Consider the following 18,452-nt stretch of genomic DNA (forward strand, 5'->3'; position numbering starts at 1 on the left):
GCGCCCACGTCGCCGGGTGCACCCTCATACCCGCGTCTACGAGCCGGGTGCCACCACCGTCCAGGCGCTACGACGCCGGGTGCACCACCATGGCCGAGCCGCCGCCGCGCCGTACCTTCTCCGCGGCGGCCAGCCACCTGCCGTCGGGCAGCCGCTGCACACCGGTGGCCGCGCCGATCTCCGGGTTGAGCTTGAAGGAGTGGCCGATGGCCTCCAGCCGCGTCCGCAGGTCGCTGTCGTACAGGCCCGGTTCGAGTTCGGTCTGAGTGGCGTTGCGCTGGCTGGCGCGCGGCGCGGCGATGGCGTCGACCAGCGGCAGGTGCCGGTCGAGGAACCCGGTGAGTGTCTGCAGCACCGTGGTGATGATGGTGGAGCCGCCGGGCGAACCCACCGCCATCACGGGCCTGTTGTGGCGGTCGAGCACGATCGTGGGCGACATCGACGAGCGCGGCCGCTTGCCCGGCCCCGGCAGGTTCGGGTCGTGGACGGCCGGGTTGGCCGGGGCGAAGGAGAAGTCCGTCAGCTCGTTGTTGAGCAGGAAGCCGCGGCCGGGCACGGTGATGCCGCTGCCGCCGGTCTGCTCGATGGTGAGGGTGTAGGAGACGACGTCTCCCCACTTGTCGGCGACCGTCAGGTGCGTGGTGTTCTCCCCCTCGTACGTCGTGGGGGCCGCCGTGCCGCCGGAGGCGCAGGCCGCGGGGTCGCGCGGGTCGCCGGGCGCCAGCGGGCTGGTGAGGACGGCGTCGTCCTTGATGAGGCAGGCCCGCGAGTCGGCGTACTTCTGCGACAGCAGTTCCTTCGTCGGGACGTCCTCGAAGGCGGGGTCGCCGACCCAGCGCCCGCGGTCGGCGAACGCGATGCGGCTCGCCTCGATGTAGCGGTGCAGGTAGCGGACCTCGCTCGCCTTCGAGAGGTCGGTCTTCTCGAGGATGTTGAGGGCCTCGCCCACCGTGGTGCCGCCGGAAGAGGAGGGCGCCATGGAGTACACCCCGAGACCGCGGTAGGACGTCTTCGTCGGCGCCTGGAGCTTGGCGCGGTAGGCGGCGAGGTCCTTGTCGGACAGCTTGCCCGGGCGCGCGTTCCAGCCCGAAGCGGGTTCCACGGGCGGGTGGTTGACGGTGTCGACGATGTCGTCGCCGAGGTCGCCGCGGTAGAGCGCGCCGATGCCCTTCCGGCCGAGTTCCTCGTAGGTGCGGGCCAGGTCGGGGTTCTTGAAGGTGGAGCCGACCACCGGGAGTTGTCCGCCCGGCAGGAACAGCTCGGCGGTGTCCGGGAAGTAGCGGAACCGGGTCTCGTTGGCGGCCGTCTGCGAGCGGAAGGTGTCATCGACGGTGAAGCCGTCGCGGGCGATCCGCTCGGCCGGCTTGAGCACCGTGTCCAGCTTTCTGCTGCCCCACTTCTCCAGCGCCGTCTGCCAGGTGGCCGGCGTGCCCGGTGTGCCGACGCTCAGACCGCTGCTGACGGCGTCGGCGAAGGCGAGCGGCTTGCCGTTCTCCAGGAAGAGCCCGGAGTCGGCCGTCAGGGGCGCGGTCTCCCGGCCGTCGATGGTGTGCACGGTGCGGGACTTGGCGTCGTAGTAGACGAAGTAGCCGCCGCCCCCGATGCCGGAGGAGTACGGCTCGGTGACGCCGAGGGCGGCTGCGGTGGCGACGGCCGCGTCGACGGCGTTGCCGCCCTTCCGGAGCACCTCGATGCCGGCCGCCGAGGCGTCCGCGTCGACGCTCGCGACCGCGCCGCCGTAGCCGACGGCGACCGGGACCTTCTCGGGGGCCGCCGCCCCGGCCGCGGCGGGCGGGGCCGCCGCCCCCGCCGACACCACGGCGGCCGAGACCACGAGGACCGGCAGTTTCCGTAAGACAGGCCGACGCATGCGCACCTCCAGTCGGGAACCGTCCGCGCAGCCTATTGCATCGCCGGGGCCCCGTCAGGAGCGCGTGGCGCCGTGCGTAGCGCCGCGCTCGAACACGGGTTTGCGTGGGCCCGCTACCATGCGCGCCCATGAATGACGACGTGCGCAACATCGTGCTGGGCGTGGTCGCGGCCGGCATCAGCGCGGCCCTCGGCTGGCTGGCCCGCACCTATCTGTGGAAGCGCAGACTCCGTCGCAAGCAGGCCTTCTTCGGGCTGCCCGACAACTCCGAGACGCTGCTGGTGGTCAACCGGGAGCCGGGCGGCACCGAACTGTCCGTCAAGCGCCACGATGTCTTCGCGCTGCTGGAACTGTCGGCGCTCATCAAGGACTGCAACGCGCACGCACAGGTCGTCGCGCACGACGCCGCCCAGCAGGGTTTCGGCGAGCGCACCGAGTTCTGCGTCGGCGGCCCCGGGTCCAACCGCCGGATGGCGGCCCATCTCGACTCCCTGCTGCCCGGCGTCCGCGTCAACGTGGACGCCGAACCGGGCCCGGACCGGGCCTCGTTCCGGATCGGCGGCGAACACTACCGGCTGGAGAGCGGTCGCAGCGAGTACGTGATCCTGGCCCGGCTGACCGCCGGTGAGCGCCGCGAGACGAGGCCGGTGTTCCTGTTCTGCGGGCAGCGCGCGATCGACAACCAGGCCGCCACCCGCTATCTCGCCCGCAACCACGAGCGGTTGTCCCGCAAGTACGGCAACAACTCCTTCGTCCTGCTGCTCCGGGTCGTCAACTCGCAGGCGTACGGCCCGGACGTGGTGGAGCTGGTCGCCGACGTGACGCGGGCCGCGCAGACGCCGCCGCCCGCTTCGGAGCCGACGCCGACCCGCACCTCGCACCGGGCCGGCTGAGCCTGGCAGCGAGGGGGAACGGGGTTCGGGGGGCGGCCCGGCGGAGGTTCGGCCTCGTACGGCGGCTTCCGGCCGCGCTGTGACGACGTGTCGGGCCGGTCAGGAGGGCGGGCGCCCGGTGAGTGCCGCGCCGGTCAGGGGGCGGGCGCCCGGTGGACGTCGAGCACAACCCGTCCGGCGCGCGGCTGACCTTCTCCCCGGCGGCAGGCGACACGTCGTGCGTGTCGGTCCCGCCGCGCGAGCAGTGATCTCCGGCCGGCGCCGGCCGGGTATGGCTCTGTGACTGCCGCCCCCCGAGGTCGCGAGGACCACGGGCCCCACCCGGCAGCGGTGCCTCTGGAGGCGGTTCGGGCTTCACCGTGGGGTGAGCGGAACATCGTAGTCGAGGTTCGCGCGCGAGGTGTCCCCCGGTCGGTGCCGGAGGATCTCGGGCTCACGCCTCGGCGACCTCGGCGTACAGCTGCGACAGTTCGGGAACTCCGCCGGCCGCCCACTCCCGGCCCGAGTCGACCACGTCGAACTCCCGGCCGGAGGCGAGCCGGACGACCGGCTGGCCGTCGGGCCGGATCTCCCACCCGGCGCCGGGCACCGTCCGTACGATGACGGTGCCGAGGTACAGGCCCGCGTCGTTGCCCAGCCAGGCCAGCGCCTCCTCGTCGTCCCGCCAGCGCGGCAGCAGCTGGTCGAGTTCCTCCAGCGAGCCTGCGGAGTCGTCGAGCCGCACACCCTCCCGGGCCGCCTGGGAGCGCAGCAGCTCGCACTCGGCCAGGAGGTCGGCGAGACCCTCCGTGTCACGGGGCCGGGAAGGCTCGCTCCGGTGTCCCAGAAAACGGATGTTCATACCTTCAGCGTCGCATCGACTCCGGCCGCCGCACCACAGGCGCGCGGAACACCGCCCGGTCACCACCTCTTGCCAAGGTTATTCATCCCTCGTAGAGTTCAACGCGTCATGAGTTCAACGTCCGTTGACTTAGGCAGGGAGAGGCGGGACTCGTGCAGAAGATTCCGTTCCAGACGAACGAAGGCGGGCTCGTCGCGCTGCTGCCGAACGGTCACGTCGAGTTCCTGGCCGCCGAGGCGCGGGAGCTGATCCTGCGGCACAACTCCGGGCTGCCGGTGGCGTCCGAGGAGCTGATGGCCCACGCGCTGTCCGACCCGCTGGTGACCCTCGACCGCTTCCACCTGCCGGCCCCGGCCATCGCGTTCGTGGAGACCACCAACCTGTGCAACCTGCGCTGCAAGCACTGCTACGCGGACTCCGCGCTCAAGCGGCCCGACGAGATGCCCACCGAGAAGATCAAGGCGCTGCTCGACGACTTCGCCGACATGGGCGTGTTGCAGGTGTTCCTGACGGGCGGTGAGATCTTCTCGCACCGGGACGCGGTCGAGATCATCCGGCATGCGCGCAGCAAGCCGTTCAGCACGCAGATCTTCACCAACGGGCTGCTGATCACCGAGGAGCGGCTCGCCGCCATCCCCCCGGGACAGTCGTTCTTCATCAGCTTCGACACCGCCGACCCCGAGCGCACGGTCCGCGGCCGGATGGACTTCCCCAAGCTGGAGCGCGCCTTCGAGATGATGCGCGCCCACGGGCACGTCTTCCGCACCGCGATCTCCGTCCACCGCGGCAACATCCAGGACGCCGAGGAGATCTTCGAGTGGTGCGCCGAGCGCGGGTACCCCCGGCCGCAGTGGCTGGAGACCCACCCGGTGGGCCGCGCCCTGCTCCACCCGGACATGCTGCTGCGTCCCGAGGACGTGGACGAGGTCTTCGAGGTCTACCGGCGCTGCATGGAGCGCTACTCCAGCGGCCCCGACGACATGGCCGCCGAGGCCGCGGAGTCCGCCGCCACTGACGCCGCCGGGCAGCCGGCGCGGCGCGCCGCGGACGAGATCCGCGGGGTGGACACCATCCAGTTCTGCCAGCGGCTGGAACGGGCCGTCGGCCAGGAGAAGTGCGGCCGCTCGGTCGTCTACGTGAACAGCCGCGGCGACGTCTACCCGTGCAGCAACTGCATGTCCGGGCAGCTGCACCGGGCCGGGAACGTCACCGGGCGGCCGTTCGCCGAGATCTGGGAGACCGGCTTCGACGAGTTCCGCGACATCCGCTTCGAGGACCACACGGTGTGCGGTACGTGCCCGGTGGCCCGCGAGGACATCTGGTGCCAGTTCCGCTGCCCGCCGCTGGCCCGCAACCTCTCCGGTGATCCGCGCGGCTGCGGGGCCACCGAGTACCTCCAGGAGTTCATGCTGCGCGCCGGCCGCTACTGGCGTGAGCGCAAGCAGCGCGACGTACGCCTGACGCTCACCCCGCGTTAGCGCAGGCCCGCCCGGCGATCCGCCGGGCCCCACCGCCCCCGCTCCCGACGACGTGAGCGGGCCCCCGTCCGAGGGCGGCGCACCGAGCCGCCGTCCCATCAGTGAAGGGAACACCGACATGCCGGAAGAGAAGAAGGTCATCCGCATCCACCTGGAGCCCGGGCAGGATGGCGTGACCCTGAGCGCCGTCGGCGCCGCGTCCGCCACCGCCCCCGCCGAGACCCTGGTGGAGGCCACCAACATCACCGAGGCCACGGTCATCGAGGTCGAGATCTGACCCTCGCGGGTGACGACCTGAGCGGAGCACCACCTCCCAGGCCCGTAGAGGGACGGGCCGGGGAACGCGCCCGACGAGCGCCCTGCGAGCACACAGGGGCGGGCGCCGCACGGTCTTCCCGGCCCGTTGAGGGACGGGCCGGGAAGCGCGCCCGACGAGCCCCCTGCGAGCACAGGGGCGGGCGCCGCACGGCCTTCCCGGCCCGCAGAGGGACGGGCCGGGAACGGCCGAGTCCGACGAGGTGTGAGGAGACGAGGTCGCGATGAGCAAGACGGTTGCTTCAGCCGGCACCACCGCCGTGCGCCCCGGCACGGGTCTCACGCGGCTGCTCCGGGAGAACCCCGCGCTGCGGATCGGCCAGGACGACTACAACATCAACGTGACGGCCAACTACGGCGAGCGACTCACGGCCACCGAGGTCGCCGACGCCCTGCGCGCCCACCCCGGCGCAGGCCGCCCCGCCCACCTGTACTTCCACGTGCCGCTGTGCGCGTACATCTGCCACTTCTGCAACTACGTCAAGCGCAAGGTCCCCAGCGGCCCCGAGGGAGACAGAGCGCCGCAAGTGTGGACCGACCTGCTGCTGGACGAGTCCCACCGCCGGCTCGCGCACGCCCCCTGGCTGGCCGACGCCGCGATCGAGTCCGTCTACCTCGGCGGCGGCACCGCCTCGCTGCTGGGCACCGAGCAACTGCGGCGCCTGACCGACCACATGCGGGCCTCCTACACGCTCACCGGGAACTGCGAGATATCCCTCGAGGGAAACCCCGACAACTTCCAGCACGACGAGCTGGCCGAGGCCTGCGAGATCGGCTTCAACCGGTTCAGCGTGGGCGTGCAGTCGCTGCAGAGCGAGGTCAACGCCTTCGCGGGCCGGGGCCACGACGCGGCCATGTCGCTCACGGCCATCGACAAACTCCGGGCCACCGGCATGCCGTTCAACGTCGACATGATGTTCGGCCTGCCGCACCAGACCCCGGCGAAGGTGGCCGACGACATCCGCTGCCTGATCGACCGGGGCGTGCCGACCATCACCATCTACCGGCTGCGCAACGCGGACCGGGCGAAGATGGGCATCGGCAACCGGGCCCTGTGGAACGTCGAGAGCGTCCGGGACCGGCTGCGCGAGGACGATCTCTTCCCCGGCCTCGACGACACCTACGCGATGCGCGAGGCCATCGTGGAGCTGCTGCTCGACGCCGGCTACCACCCGAGCCCGTGCGGCTGGTGGAACCGGCCCGGCGTCTACCCGGACGGCAACATCCCGCGGGTGTCGCGCAACAAGTGGCAGCGCCACGACTCCATGATCGCCTACGGCCCCGGCGCGTACGGCTGGCTCACCGGCGATGACGACACGGTCGTGCAAACACATAACATCGCCGACATCAGCGGCTACGCCCGGCACCTGAAGCAGGGCCCCGGCCTGCCGCTGGCCTTCGGCCGCCGGCTGGCGGGCCTGGAGGCGGCCGGGCTGGTGCTCGGCTTCAACTTCAAGGCCAACCAGCCCATCGACGCCGGCCGGTTCCGCCGCCGGTTCGGCATCGAGCTGTTCCGCGACGAGCCGTTCGCCTCGGTGTTCGCCGAACTGCTGGAGCGGCGGCTCGTCGAGCCGGTGCCGGGAACGGCGGAGAGCGTGGTGCCGACGCTGGACGGCGAGGCCCTGCACGAGGAGATCATCAGCGTCTACTTCCACCAGCGCATCGGCAGCTTCGCCGACGCGGTGTGCCGGAGGTGACCCGGTGAGCGTCCGCCAGGGGCACCCGGTCCAGCCGGACCGGGGCGTGCAGCCGGTGCAGCGGGTCCGTCAGGTCCCGCGGGCCCCGCAGGTCCATCGGCACCTGCGGTGGCGCAGGGACGGCAGCGGGACGGCGTACCGCACCAGGCGGTCGTTCCCCGCCACGCCGGCGAGCCGCACCGTGCTGCTCGCCGGCCCCGGAGCCGTCTCGGCCCTCGACGGCGAGGGCCGGGACGACCTGCTGCTCGGCCGGCTGACGGCGCATCTGGTCGCCGCCGGCGCACAGGTGCTGGAGTGCGACATGCCCGCCCGGGACCCCGGCACGCCCGCCGGGGAGCCGGACGTGCGCGCGCGGACCGACCGGCTGCGGCAGCTCTTGGACGGCCACCGCCATCTGCTCACCGGGCCGCTCGTGCTGATCGGGTTCTCGCTCGGCGGGCAGGCCCTGCTGCGGCTGCTGGAGTCGGGCGCGCCGGGGCGGGCGGACCGGCTGGTCCTGGTGGGCACCGTGGTCGACGACGACGTGTTCCTGACCTCCCGCCTCCCCGCCATCGAACTCGTCTACGGCGGCCACGACCTGCTCGGCTTCGTCGACAGCTCCGACACCTCGCTGCCGCCGGCCGTCTTCGAGCCCACCGTCTACGCCGACTGGTCCGCACGCCACCTCATCGGCTCCCCCACGCCCGCGGTCCGGGTCCATGTGCTCGACGGGCTCGGCCACACCCTCCACCCGTGTGGTTCCGGCCCCGCCCGGGACCCGCTGGCGGAGCTCAGCTCGTTGGTGGGGCCCGCTTGGTGACGGTCGTTCGGTGACGGTCGCTTCGCGCGGGTCGCTTTGTGACGGTCGCATCCGACAGCTCCAGCAGCGCCGACGGTTCCATCAGCTCCACCAGTACCTCCCGGTCACTCCGGTCCGCCGAAGGAAAGAGGACGACATGCCCGCCACCGAGACGCTCTCCAGCCGGCGTTTCGACAAGATCGCCGGCAACTTCGCCACCAGCGAGGTGCACCGGTCGAGTCCGACGATGGATGCGCTCCACGAGACGCTCGGCTCGCAGACCGGCAGCGCGATCTGCGACGTCGCCTGCGGCGCCGGCCACCTGGCGCTGTCCTTCGCCGACGAGCACCCGGCCCGGCTCGTCGGCGTGGACCCCGCGCCGTCGATGCTGGAGTCCTTCCGCGCGCTGGCGGCGGAGCGGTCGGTCGACGTCGAGACCGCGCAGGCCGCCGCCGAGGAACTGCCCTTCCCGGACGCCTCGTTCGACCTGGTGGTCTCCCGGCTCGCCCCGCACCACTTCCTCGACATCCGGAAGGCGGTCGCCGAGATGGCCCGGCTGCTGCGCCCCGGCGGACGGCTGGCCGTGATCGACCTGGAGGGCAACGAGGACCCGGAGATCGACACGCTCAACCACGAGCTGGAGGTCCTGCACGACCCGACCCACATGCGCAGCTACACCCTCACCGAGTGGATCGGCTTCCTGCAGGACGCGGGGCTGAACGTCCCGGTCGCCCGCGGGGAGCAGGCCGAGAGCCGGACCGGCGTGCCGGTCAAGCGGTGGTGCGAGATCGCCTCCTCGGGTTCCGAGGCCGAGCAGGCGATCCGCCGCCGGCTGGCCGCGGCGCCCGAGGCGCACCGCGCGGCGCTCGGCATCCGGCAGGACGGCGACGAGTTCTTCATCCCGGTGCGCACCTGCATGCTGATCGGCGTCAAGCCGCTGGGCGGGGTGCGCTGAGATGCCGGTGATCAGGCTGCACTCTCCGGCGCCGAGTCCGGGCGCCGCGGTATTGGAACAACTCGCCGCATCAGTAACGGAGTTGCTGGGTCTGCCGGCCGGGCACTGCTGGGTGTGGTGGGAGCAGCTCGCGCCGGGGACGTATCACCGTCCGGAGTGGCGCGAGGGTGAGCGCGGTCCGGCCCCGGCCGGGTTCGTCGTCTGCAAGGAGAGCTACGGCACGGACCAGGTGAGCGCGCTGCTGCGGCTGTTGCGGACGCGTCTGGGCGAACTGCTGGACGTGCGGCCGGAGGACGTCTACCTGGCCGTGCAGCGTGTGCCCGCGGGCGAGTTGCTGGTGCGCGGCGAGGTGTGGGGGGAGGACGCCACGGCGGTGGACGCCACGGCGGCGGTCCCCGCGGCAGCGGTCCCCGCGGGGATCGGCGAGATGGTGCCCGTCGCTCATGTCCACAGCGAGCGGCGGGAACTCACCGACGACAACTGGGGAGACGTGCCCTCGGTGATCCGGCTGGACGGGCGCCGGTTCACCCCCGAGGCGCTGCTCTCCCTCGACTCCTTCTCCCACCTGGAGGTCGTCTTCCACTTCCACCGGGTCCCGCCGGAGAAGGTGCAGACGTCGGCCCGGCATCCGCGCAACAACCCCGACTGGCCGCTCGCCGGGATCTTCGCCCAGCGCGGCAAGAACCGGCCCAACCGCATCGGGGTCTCGCGCTGCCGGCTGGTGAAGGTCGACGGGCTCGACGTGCACGTCGTGGGGCTCGACGCGGTGGACGGCACCCCGGTGCTCGACATCAAGCCCTATCTGCGGCAGTTCGGGCCTCGCGAGGAGGTCGTACAGCCGGAGTGGGTGGACGACCTGATGCGCGACTACTACGCCCCGTCCGACTGACGCGGTCGATGGGCTGATGCGATGCGTTGGGCTGATGCGGTGCGATGGGCTGATGCGGTGCATCGGGCTTACGCGCCGTTTTCGGCTTTTGTTTCGATCGACTACCGGGAGCCGGCATGAACAGTGACGCCGCACGGGAGCGGCTGCCGCGCACGGTGCTCGCCCTGCTCGCCGCCGTGTTCGTCGACGCGCTCGGCAGCGGGCTGTACATGTCGGTGTCCGTCGTGTTCCTCACCCGCTACCTGGACCTGGGCGACGGCCAGGTGGGCGTCGGGCTGTCCGTCGCGGGCGCGCTGTCGTTCGCGCTGCTGGTGCCCACCGGGATCCTGGCGGACCGGGCCGGTGCGCGCCGGATGCTGATCGCCGCGCACCTGGTGCGGGCGGCGCTGCTGACCGTGTACCCGTTCGCCTCCGGCTTCGTGCCGTTCCTGTGCGTGGTCTCCCTGCTCGCGGTGGCCGACCGGGCCGCCTCGCCGCTGGTGCAGGGGCTGTTCGGGGCGGCCGTGGACGGCGGGCAGCGGGTGCGGGCGATGGGCCGGGCGCGCTCACTGCAGAACCTGGGCCTGGCGCTGGGCGGTCTGGTGGCGGGCGCGGCGCTCGTCTCCGACAGCGACCCGGTGTACCTCGCGGTGGTGTACGCGAACTCGGCGTCGTTCGTGATCGCCGCGGTTCTGGTCGGCCGGCTGCGGACCGGGGCGCCGGGCGGGGCGGACGGGGCACGGGGCGGGGGCGGGGTGCCGAGTGGGGTGCCGAGTGGGGTGCCGAGTGGGGTGCCGAGTGGGAGTCGGCCGCTGCCCTGGCGGCAGCGTCTCGGAGTCTTCCGGGACCGGCGCTTCGCCGCGCTGACCGTGCTCAACTCCGTGGTGAGCCTGCACGTGACCGTGCTGACGGCGGGCGTTCCGCTGTGGGTGCTCGCCCATGACCGCCTGCCCCACGCCGTGATCGCCTGGGCCGTGGTGCTCAACACCGTCGTCGTGGTGCTCTTCCAGGTGCGGGCGACCCGGGCCACGCAGACCGCCGAGGACGGCGGGCGCGCCCTCCGGCTGAGCGGTGCGCTGCTCGCCGTGAGCTGCTGCGTGCTCGCCTTCACCGGCTCGCTGCCGACCGCTGCCGCCGTCGCGCTGCTGCTCGTCGCGGTGGCCTTCCAGGCGTTCGCGGAGATGCACCAGCAGGCGGGCGCCTGGGCGATCTCCTACGAACTCGCCCCCGACGACCGGCGCCAGGTCTACCTCGCCTTCTTCAGCCTGGGCAACGCCGCCCGCAACACCTACGGGCCGCTGGTCGTCACCTTCCTCGTGGTGCGGCCCGGCGCCCCGGGCTGGCTGCTGCTCGGCGCCCTCGTACTCGGCGCCGGTGCGTGGGCGGCCCGGTTCAGCGGTCCCGCCGCCGCACCCGGCGTCCGGCCCGTCCAGGCCGAACCGCTGACCGACGTCCAAGGAGGAACCCGTGGGCAACGCCCCTGAACAGTCCGTCATCATCGCCGGAGCCGGACCCACCGGACTCGCGCTGGCCTGTGAACTGGCCGCCGCCGGAGTCTCCTGCACCGTGCTCGAACGCCGCCTGACCACGTCCGAGCAGTCCCGTGCCATGGGCCTGTACAGCAGGACCATGGAGGTGCTCGACCTGCGCGGGCACGCCGACGCGCTGACGGCCGTCGGACGGCCGGTGGGCCGCATGGTGCCCGCGCGCGGCGCGGTCGTCGACTTCACCGAACTCGACACGCGCTTCCCCGCGCTGCACGTCGTGCCGCAGAGCCGTACCGAGGAGGTGCTGCAGCAGCGGGCCCTCGACCTCGGGGTGATCATCCAGCGCGGGGCCGAGGTGTACGGCCTGGAGCAGGACGGCTCCGGCGTCACGGTGCAGGTGCGGGGCGAGAGCGGGGAGTGGGAGGAGAGCGCCGACTACGTCGTCGGCTGCGACGGCGCGCACAGCGCCGTGCGCGAGCTGTCGGGCATCGCGTTCCGCGGCCGTACGTACGACATCTCGCCGGTCCTCGCCGACGTGCGGCTGCGCCGGCAGCCGCCGGACGACCTGCTGGTGGTGTCCGGCGACGGCGGGGTGGTGGTGACCGTGCCGTACGGCGACGGGCTGTACCGGATCGCGGTGGCGCGCCGGGACCGGCCGTGGACGCGGGAGCCGGTGACGGTGGAGGAACTGGCCGAGCTGATGAGCCGGTCGCTGGGTTTCGACCCGGAGCCGTACGATCCCGTCTGGCTCGCCCGGTTCAAGATCCATCAGCGGATCGCGGACCAGTACCGGTCCGGGCGGGTGCTGCTCGCCGGGGACGCGGCGCACCTGCACTCGCCGCTGGGCGGGCAGGGGCTGAACCTGGGCATCCAGGACGCCGTGAACCTGGGCTGGAAGCTGGCCGCCGCGGTGCAGGGATGGGCGCCGGCGGGACTGCTCGACTCCTACGAGTCCGAGCGGCGACCGCAGGCCGAGCGCATCCTGCGGGCCACCGACCGGGCGACCCGGATGGCCACCAGTCCGTCGGCGGCGGTGACGACGCTGCGCCGGTTGATGCTGGGGCGGCTCCTCGGGCAGCGCCGGATCCGCCGGTTCGCCGGGGAGGCGATCTCGGGGCTGCGGTCCGGTTACGGCGGGCAGGGCGGGCTCGGTGGCAATGGGCTCGGGCTCGGTGGCAGCGGGCTCGGGCTCGGGCTCGGTGGCAGCGGGCTCGGGCTCGGGCGTGGTGCGCGTCCGCGGGTGCGTTCGGGGCAGCGGGTGCCGGACATGACGGTGCCGCGGCCGGAGGCGGCTCCGGTACGGCTGTACGAGTTGATGCGCGACGGCCGCTTTCTGCTGCTCGACCTCACCGCGGACGGGCGTGCCGCCTCGCTCGCCGATGCGTGGGGGTCGCGGGTCTGTCCGGTCCGGGTCGCCGGGCCGGTGGCCGGACTCCGTGGTGTCGCCGCGCTGTTGGTCCGGCCTGACGGCTATGCGGCCTGGGTGGACGGCGAGTCGGATCCGGGCGGCTGCGCGGAGCGGGTGCGGCGGGCGCTGCATCAGTGGTGCGGTGCGGAGGGGCCTGTGGTCTCCTCGGGGTCCGGTGTTCTTCCGGCGGGCGGTGCCGTGGGCGGGGACGTCCGGGAGGCGGAGCCGTCGGATGCCGAGGTCGCGGGGGCCGAGCAGGTGTGATCGCTTCGCGTCCGCGGTGCGTGGTGCCTGCGGCGCCTGTACGGGTCTCGGGGGCGCGATTCGCTCGCGGTGCGTGGTGCCTGCGGCGGCCTGTCCCGGTTCGGTGGGGGTGCGCGGTGCCTGCGGCGCCTGCGCGGGTCTCGGGGGGTGCGCGGTGCGCTCGCGGTGCGTCGTGGGTCGGGGCCGGGCCGGGGTGTCCGTCCTCGGAACGGCGCGGAATCGGGCGTTGGAGAGGTGCCGGCGTTGACGCGCCAACCGCTGCGGGCGAACACCCCGGCCCGTCCCCTTCCCGCCGTGGGCGGCCGACGGCCCGTCCGGGCCGGGAGGCGTGGGCGGTCGACGGGCCCCTTCCGGGCCGCGAAGTGTGGGCGGTCGACGGGCCCCTTCCGGGCCGCGAGGAGTGGGCGGCCGACGGGCCCCTTCCGGGCCGGGAGGCGTGGGCGGTCGACGGCCCTTCCGGGCCGCGAAGTGTGGGCGGTCGGCGGCCTCTTCCGGGGCCGGCGGGGGGCGGGTGGCTGACAGGTGTCTTGGGGGCGGTGGGGAAGGAGAGGGTCATGACTCGGGCGCGGCGTACGCGTGAAGGGATACTGCGGGCCGCTCGGGTGCGGTTCGCCGCTGACGGGTATCAGCGGGCCACGATCAGGGCCATCGCGGCCGACGCCTCGATCGACCCCTCGATGGTGATGCGGTACTTCGGCAGCAAGGAGCGGCTGTTCGACGCGGCGCTCGATCTCGACCTGGGGCTGCCGGACCTGACGGGGACCGACCCGGAGCAGTTGCCGCAGTGTCTGATCGCCCATTTCCTGGCGCCGTGGGAGGAGGACTCCGACGAGGGGTCCCTGCGGTTGTTGCTGCGGTGCGCGGCGACCAACGAGCGGGCCGCCGAGCGGCTGCGGCAGATGCTGCACGAGCAGTTCACCAGCTGTCTGAGCGGCGTGCTGGGGCATGAACGCGCCGCCGCCGGCAGCGGGCTGCTGGCCGCCCAGCTGCTCGGCGTGGCGTTCACGCGGTACGTGCTGCGGCTGCGGCCGATCGCCGAGCTCTCGGTGCCGGCCCTGGCCGAGCTGGTCGCGCCGTCGATGCGGCTGGCGCTGGACACACCGTCAGTCGCGCCAGCTCACCGGTGAGCGGTAGACCGCGGGCCGCTCCCAGAGCGGTACGACCTGTACCGTCTCGGGTTCGTGGTGTTGCGCCGCGGCGGCGCGGGAGAGCAGGACGGCGGTGAGGGCGGCGAGTTCCTCGGCGCCGAGCTCGCCGCCCCGGACCACGCGGACGAGTGGTGTGGTCATCTGAGGCTCCTTCTACTGGGGCGGGTTGCCGTGCTTGCGGGGGGCCAGGTCGGCGTGCTTGGTGCGCAGCATGCGCAGCGCCTCGATCAGGACGCGACGGGTGTCGGCCGGGTCCACGACGTCGTCGAGCAGGCCGCGCTCGGCCGCGTGGTAGGGGTGCATCAGCTCCGCCTGGTACTCCTTGACGAGTTGGCGGCGCATGGCGTCGGGGTCGTCGGCGTTCTGGATGCGGCGGCGGAAGATGACGTTGGCGGCGCCTTCGGCTCCCATGACCGCGATCTCGTTGGTGGGCCAGGCGTAGGTGAGGTCGGCGCCGATGGAGCGGGAGTCCATGACGATGTAGGCGCCGCCGTACGCCTTGCGCAGGATGAGGGAGACGCGGGGGACGGTGGCGTTGCAGTAGGCGTAGAGGAGTTTGGCGCCGCGCCGGATGATGCCGTTGTGTTCCTGGTCGACGCCGGGCAGGAAGCCGGGGACGTCGACCAGGGTGACCAGGGGGATGCTGAAGGCGTCGCACAGCTGGACGAAGCGGGCCGCCTTTTCGCTGGCGTCGATGTCGAGCACGCCGGCCTGGACCAGCGGCTGGTTGGCCACGATGCCCACCACCTGGCCGCCGAGGCGGGCGAGCGCGCAGATGACGTTGGCCGCCCATCGTTCGTGAATTTCGAGGACCTCGCCGTCGTCGACGATCTCCTCGATGACGCGGCGCATGTCGTAGGGGCGGTTGCCGTCGGCGGGGACGAGGTCGAGCAGGGCGTCCGTGGGGCGGTCCGCCGGGTCCTCCGGCGGGGTGGTGGGCGGTGTCTCGCGGTTGTTCTGCGGGAGGAGGGAGAGCAGGTAGCGGACCTCCTCGAGGCAGGTCTCCTCGTCGTCGTAGGCGAAGTGGGCGACGCCGGACACCTCGGCGTGCACGTCGGCGCCGCCGAGGCCGCCGATGGACACCCGCTCGCCGGTGACGGCCTGCACGACGTCGGGTCCGGTGATGAACATCTGCGAGGTCTCGCGGACCATGAACACGAAGTCGGTGAGGGCGGGGCTGTAGGCGGCGCCGCCAGCGCACGGGCCCAGCATCACCGAGATCTGCGGGATGACGCCGGAGGCCTTGGTGTTGCGCCGGAAGATGCCGCCGTAGCCGGCGAGCGCGGTGACGCCCTCCTGGATGCGGGCGCCCGCGCCGTCGTTCAGGGAGACCAGCGGGGCGCCGGCGGTCAGGGCGCGGTCCATGATGCGGTGGATCTTCTGGGCGTGCGCCTCGCCGAGGGCGCCGCCGAAGATGCGGAAGTCGTGGGCGTAGACGAAGACGGTACGGCCGTGCACGGTGCCCCAGCCGGTGATCACGCCGTCGGTGTGGGGGCGCCGGTCCTCCAGGCCGAAGCCGGTGGCGCGGTGCCGGCGCAGGGGCTCCGCCTCGGTGAACGAGCCCTCGTCCAGGAGCAGGGCGATGCGTTCGCGGGCGGTCAGCTTGCCCTTGGCGTGCTGCGCCGCGGTCGCCTTCTCGTCTCCCTGCGCGATCTGCTCTTTGAGCGCCCGCAGGGCGGCCGCCCGGCCCTGTACGCCGCGGGCGGTCATGACGCCACCGTGGTGAGGAGTTCGGGGATCGCCCGGCCTGTCCCGGCCGCGCCGTCCAGCGTCCACTCCAGCAGGGCCGTGCCGACGCTCATGCCGCCGCCGAACGCGGCGAGGACGACGAGTTCGCCGGGGGCGACGGCGCCGGTGCGGTCCATCTCGGCCAGGGTGACGGGCACGGAGGCGGCGCCGGTGTTGGCGTAGCGCTCCAGGGTGAGGTGCAGGGCGGCGCCGTGCAGGCCGAGGCCGGGCCACAGTTCGGCGAGCATGATGCCGTTGGCCTGGTGGGGCACGAAGTGCTGGACGGCGTCCGCGGGGACGGCGGCGCCGCGCAGCAGACCCTCGACCTCCTGCGGCAGGGTGCGCTGGACGAAGGAGCGCACCGCGCGTCCGTCCATGCGGAAGTAGTGACCGCCCTCGGTGAGGGTGCGGGGAGAGGCGGGGCGGCGGCTGCCGCCGGCCTCCACGCTGATCAGCCGGTGCGCGTCGCCGCGCGAGGTCAGGGAGACGTGGCGCAGTCCCCGGCCGGCCGGGACGGGGCCGAGGACGACCGCGCCGGCGCCGTCGCCGAAGAGGGCGGCGGTGCGGCGGTCGCTGTAGTCGAGGATGCGGGAGTAGAGGTCGGCGCCGATCACCAGTCCGTGCCGCTGCTCGCCGGGGCCGGCGCCGGCCAGCAGTTTCTCCACGGTCTTGAGGGCGTAGACGAAGCCGCTGCACACCGCGTTGACGTCGAAGGCGGCGGCCCGGTGGGCGCCGATGCGGTCCTGGACGAGGGCCGCGGTGGCGGGCTGGGGGTGGTCGGGGGTGGAGGTGGCGACGACGACGTACGCGAGCCGGTCGGCCGTCAGACCGGCGCGGTCCAGGGCCTCCCGGGCGGCCGCCGCGGCCAGGTCCGAGGTGGCCTCGTGGGGAGCGGCCCGGCGCCGCTCACGGATGCCGGTCTTGCGGACGATCCACTCGTCGGTCACGCCGGCGTCGTGCGCGATCTCCTCGTTGCTGATGACCGTTTCGGGCAGGTACGAGCCCACTCCGGTGATGCCGATGGACTGCACGATTCCTCCTCGGGCAACGGCGAGCCTCAATAACTCACCATTCGTTGAAATCATCGCAGAGGCGCTTGACTAATTCAACACAGAGAGAGTTCACTTGCTCGTGAATTAGTGGTCGGCGCACCAGGGCGCCGTCCGGACGGCCACACCCGACGGGGGTTGCGGAAGATGACCACCATCAGCGAAGTGAGCACGGAGGACGCCCGGATCGAGGCGACCCAGTCCCTGATCTCCGCGGGCCGCGCGGTCTTCACCGAACTCGGCTACCGCCGGGCCGGGTTCACGGATCTCGCCGCGGCGGCCGGCCTGGACCCCGCGTACGCCCGCGAACTGCTGCCGGACAAGGCGGCGGTGTTCGGCGCGCTCGTCGAGCGGACGGTGCGGGTCGCCGGGCTGCTGGGCCCCGCGCTGGCCGAGGGCGTGGACGAGGACCTCCCCGCCCGGATCGCGCGCACCTACCTGGCCCTGTGGGAGCCCGGCGAGGAGGAGGAGTCCCCGCTGGTGCAGGTGTACCGGATCGGGCTCGCCGACAGGGAGGCCTCGGCGGTGCTGCGCGCACGCGTCGCGGAGATCCTCAACTCGGCGGTGGACCAGGGCCTGGGCGGCGACGACCCGGAACTGCGCACCGCGCTCTTCGGCGCCCAGCTCGGCGGCACGGCGATAGCCCGGCACCTGCTCGGCGTCAGGACACTGGCGTCCGTCGACGTCGGCACCGTGATAGAGACGATCACCCCTGGACTGCGGGCTACGCTACTGGGCACCGCGTCCGCCGGATGAGTCCGGCGACCGTACGACGAGGACCGCCCGGCCGGCAGGCGTCCGGGGCGTGAACGACCCGCGTCGGCTTTCGGGGGGCGTCCACGGATGGTCTCCATGGGCCCCGCCTGGTAGGGTGTATTCATTATGCAGTGAATTACTCGTCGGCAAGCCTCGTTGAAGTGCAGTGATCCCATGACATCCAAGGGCACGGACAGTTCCGCCACCCCCGCCCGCAAGTCCACTCCCGCCTCCCGGACGACCGCTTCCGCCGCGAAGCGGACCCGCCCGCAGCGGGCCCGCAGCGGGCGCCGCCCCGGCGACAGCGGCACCCGCGAGCAGATCCTGGAGTCGGCGCTCCACCTCTTCGCGGACCGCGGCTACGCCAGAACCACGATCCGCGCGATCGCCGAGGACGCCCAGGTCGACCCCGCGCTGGTGCACCACTTCTTCGACAACAAGGAGGGTGTGTTCAACGCCGCGATCAACTCGCCCTTCAGCGTGTCCTCGACCTTCGACACCATGGCGGACACGGAGACGGGCACGTCGGAGGCCGACTGGATCGCGCGCACGTACCTGGCCTTCTGGGAGAACGAGCGCACCCGCTACGCGATGACCGCCATCTACCGGGCCGGCCTCGCCGACAGCGCGACCTCGGACGTCCTCCGGATCCGCGTCGAGGAGAGCGCCAAGGCCTGGGCGAACCGCAGCGGTTACCAGGACCGCCCCGGTTCCGAGGTCCGACTGGCACTGGCCGCCAGCCATCTGGTCGGCCTGGCCATCATGCGCTACATCATCGGGCTGCACCCGCTGGCGGAGATGACCTACGAGGAGTTCATCTCCTGGGTCGTCCCGTCCCTGGAACTGCGCCTGTCCGCCGAGTTGCGGCCCCTCGAGGCACGGCAGCAGGACTGACCCCGCGGTCCGAGGAGCTGTGC

General features: G+C 72.7%; 17 protein-coding genes. 12 read left to right on the plus strand and 5 right to left on the minus strand.

Features of this window, described 5'->3' with window-relative positions; genetic code table 11:
- Positions 1–67: 67 nt before the first annotated feature.
- Positions 68–1,870 (minus strand): gamma-glutamyltransferase, encoded by a 1,803-nt coding sequence (ggt, locus tag ACZ5GT_RS28270; protein WP_469031739.1) that lies wholly within the window; start codon positions 1,868–1,870, stop codon positions 68–70.
- Positions 1,871–1,998: 128 nt separating this feature from the next.
- On the opposite strand from ggt, the gene ACZ5GT_RS28275 reads away from it, so the two are divergent.
- Complete coding sequence (locus ACZ5GT_RS28275) at positions 1,999–2,763, plus strand: hypothetical protein (RefSeq protein ID WP_469031740.1); 765 nt, start codon at positions 1,999–2,001, stop codon at positions 2,761–2,763.
- 433 nt (positions 2,764–3,196) lie between these two features.
- Here ACZ5GT_RS28275 and ACZ5GT_RS28280 read toward each other — a convergent pair whose 3' ends face one another.
- Entirely contained in the window at positions 3,197–3,604 is a 408-nt protein-coding gene (locus ACZ5GT_RS28280) for a DUF6278 family protein (RefSeq protein WP_469031741.1), read from the minus strand.
- 152 nt (positions 3,605–3,756) lie between these two features.
- On the opposite strand from ACZ5GT_RS28280, the gene ACZ5GT_RS28285 reads away from it, so the two are divergent.
- The 9 genes from ACZ5GT_RS28285 (at position 3,757) to ACZ5GT_RS28325 (ending at position 13,981) form a co-directional block, all read left to right on the plus strand.
- Positions 3,757–5,082, plus strand: coding sequence for a radical SAM protein (locus tag ACZ5GT_RS28285; protein WP_469031742.1), 1,326 nt, complete (start codon positions 3,757–3,759; stop codon positions 5,080–5,082).
- 118 nt (positions 5,083–5,200) lie between these two features.
- Positions 5,201–5,359: a hypothetical protein gene (locus ACZ5GT_RS28290; RefSeq protein WP_351894043.1), complete on the plus strand. Its 159-nt coding sequence runs from the start codon at positions 5,201–5,203 to the stop codon at positions 5,357–5,359.
- A 262-nt stretch (positions 5,360–5,621) separates the two neighbouring features.
- Positions 5,622–7,094 carry a coproporphyrinogen-III oxidase family protein gene (locus tag ACZ5GT_RS28295; RefSeq protein WP_469031743.1) on the plus strand — a complete coding sequence of 491 codons (1,473 nt, stop codon included), beginning with the start codon at positions 5,622–5,624 and terminating at the stop codon, positions 7,092–7,094.
- Positions 7,095–7,098: 4 nt separating this feature from the next.
- Entirely contained in the window at positions 7,099–7,893 is a 795-nt protein-coding gene (locus ACZ5GT_RS28300; protein WP_469031744.1) for an alpha/beta hydrolase, read from the plus strand.
- Between the two features lie 136 nt (positions 7,894–8,029).
- Positions 8,030–8,827 carry a class I SAM-dependent methyltransferase gene (locus ACZ5GT_RS28305; RefSeq protein WP_469031745.1) on the plus strand — a complete coding sequence of 266 codons (798 nt, stop codon included), beginning with the start codon at positions 8,030–8,032 and terminating at the stop codon, positions 8,825–8,827.
- 427 nt (positions 8,828–9,254) lie between these two features.
- Entirely contained in the window at positions 9,255–9,716 is a 462-nt protein-coding gene (locus tag ACZ5GT_RS28310) for an SAM-dependent methyltransferase (protein ID WP_469031787.1), read from the plus strand.
- A gap of 116 nt (positions 9,717–9,832) precedes the next feature.
- Entirely contained in the window at positions 9,833–11,179 is a 1,347-nt protein-coding gene (locus ACZ5GT_RS28315) for an MFS transporter (protein WP_469031746.1), read from the plus strand.
- Complete coding sequence (locus ACZ5GT_RS28320; protein ID WP_469031747.1) at positions 11,163–12,854, plus strand: FAD-dependent monooxygenase; 1,692 nt, start codon at positions 11,163–11,165, stop codon at positions 12,852–12,854. The genes ACZ5GT_RS28315 and ACZ5GT_RS28320 overlap by 17 nt, the downstream gene beginning before the upstream one ends.
- Positions 12,855–13,408: 554 nt before the next feature.
- A complete protein-coding gene (locus ACZ5GT_RS28325; RefSeq protein ID WP_469031748.1) occupies positions 13,409–13,981 on the plus strand; it encodes a TetR/AcrR family transcriptional regulator in 573 nt (190 codons plus the stop codon).
- Here the strand turns inward: ACZ5GT_RS28325 and ACZ5GT_RS28330 are convergent.
- The 3 genes from ACZ5GT_RS28330 to ACZ5GT_RS28340 are packed head-to-tail and all read right to left on the minus strand — an operon-like array spanning position 13,958 to position 16,761.
- The gene (locus tag ACZ5GT_RS28330; RefSeq protein WP_469031749.1) at positions 13,958–14,143 is read right to left on the minus strand and encodes an acyl-CoA carboxylase subunit epsilon; all 186 of its coding nucleotides are present in this window, start codon (positions 14,141–14,143) and stop codon (positions 13,958–13,960) included. The two genes, ACZ5GT_RS28325 and ACZ5GT_RS28330, sit on opposite strands and share 24 nt — an antisense overlap.
- Positions 14,144–14,155: 12 nt before the next feature.
- Positions 14,156–15,712 carry an acyl-CoA carboxylase subunit beta gene (locus ACZ5GT_RS28335; RefSeq protein ID WP_469031750.1) on the minus strand — a complete coding sequence of 519 codons (1,557 nt, stop codon included), beginning with the start codon at positions 15,710–15,712 and terminating at the stop codon, positions 14,156–14,158.
- A complete protein-coding gene (locus tag ACZ5GT_RS28340) occupies positions 15,709–16,761 on the minus strand; it encodes a 3-oxoacyl-ACP synthase III family protein (protein WP_469031751.1) in 1,053 nt (350 codons plus the stop codon). The genes ACZ5GT_RS28335 and ACZ5GT_RS28340 overlap by 4 nt, the downstream gene beginning before the upstream one ends.
- A gap of 165 nt (positions 16,762–16,926) precedes the next feature.
- Here ACZ5GT_RS28340 and ACZ5GT_RS28345 point away from each other — a divergent pair, with 165 nt between their 5' ends.
- A complete protein-coding gene (locus ACZ5GT_RS28345) occupies positions 16,927–17,535 on the plus strand; it encodes a TetR/AcrR family transcriptional regulator (RefSeq protein ID WP_469031752.1) in 609 nt (202 codons plus the stop codon).
- A gap of 174 nt (positions 17,536–17,709) precedes the next feature.
- Positions 17,710–18,429, plus strand: coding sequence for a TetR/AcrR family transcriptional regulator (locus tag ACZ5GT_RS28350; RefSeq protein WP_469031753.1), 720 nt, complete (start codon positions 17,710–17,712; stop codon positions 18,427–18,429).
- Positions 18,430–18,452 lie beyond the last annotated feature (23 nt).

It is taken from the genome of Streptomyces sp. NPDC031340, assembly GCF_055569945.1.

Bases quoted from the DNA above. Each gene is read 5' to 3' on its own strand.
- ggt (WP_469031739.1), bottom strand. From the start codon at position 1,870: ATGCGTCGGCCTGTCTTACGGAAACTGCCGGTCCTCGTGGTCTCGGCC.
- ACZ5GT_RS28275 (WP_469031740.1), top strand. From the start codon at position 1,999: ATGAATGACGACGTGCGCAACATCGTGCTGGGCGTGGTCGCGGCCGGC.
- ACZ5GT_RS28280 (WP_469031741.1), bottom strand. From the start codon at position 3,604: ATGAACATCCGTTTTCTGGGACACCGGAGCGAGCCTTCCCGGCCCCGT.
- ACZ5GT_RS28290 (WP_351894043.1), top strand. From the start codon at position 5,201: ATGCCGGAAGAGAAGAAGGTCATCCGCATCCACCTGGAGCCCGGGCAG.
- ACZ5GT_RS28295 (WP_469031743.1), top strand. From the start codon at position 5,622: ATGAGCAAGACGGTTGCTTCAGCCGGCACCACCGCCGTGCGCCCCGGC.
- ACZ5GT_RS28305 (WP_469031745.1), top strand. From the start codon at position 8,030: ATGCCCGCCACCGAGACGCTCTCCAGCCGGCGTTTCGACAAGATCGCC.
- ACZ5GT_RS28310 (WP_469031787.1), top strand. From the start codon at position 9,255: ATGGTGCCCGTCGCTCATGTCCACAGCGAGCGGCGGGAACTCACCGAC.
- ACZ5GT_RS28315 (WP_469031746.1), top strand. From the start codon at position 9,833: ATGAACAGTGACGCCGCACGGGAGCGGCTGCCGCGCACGGTGCTCGCC.
- ACZ5GT_RS28325 (WP_469031748.1), top strand. From the start codon at position 13,409: ATGACTCGGGCGCGGCGTACGCGTGAAGGGATACTGCGGGCCGCTCGG.
- ACZ5GT_RS28330 (WP_469031749.1), bottom strand. From the start codon at position 14,143: ATGACCACACCACTCGTCCGCGTGGTCCGGGGCGGCGAGCTCGGCGCC.
- ACZ5GT_RS28335 (WP_469031750.1), bottom strand. From the start codon at position 15,712: ATGACCGCCCGCGGCGTACAGGGCCGGGCGGCCGCCCTGCGGGCGCTC.
- ACZ5GT_RS28345 (WP_469031752.1), top strand. From the start codon at position 16,927: ATGACCACCATCAGCGAAGTGAGCACGGAGGACGCCCGGATCGAGGCG.
- ACZ5GT_RS28350 (WP_469031753.1), top strand. From the start codon at position 17,710: ATGACATCCAAGGGCACGGACAGTTCCGCCACCCCCGCCCGCAAGTCC.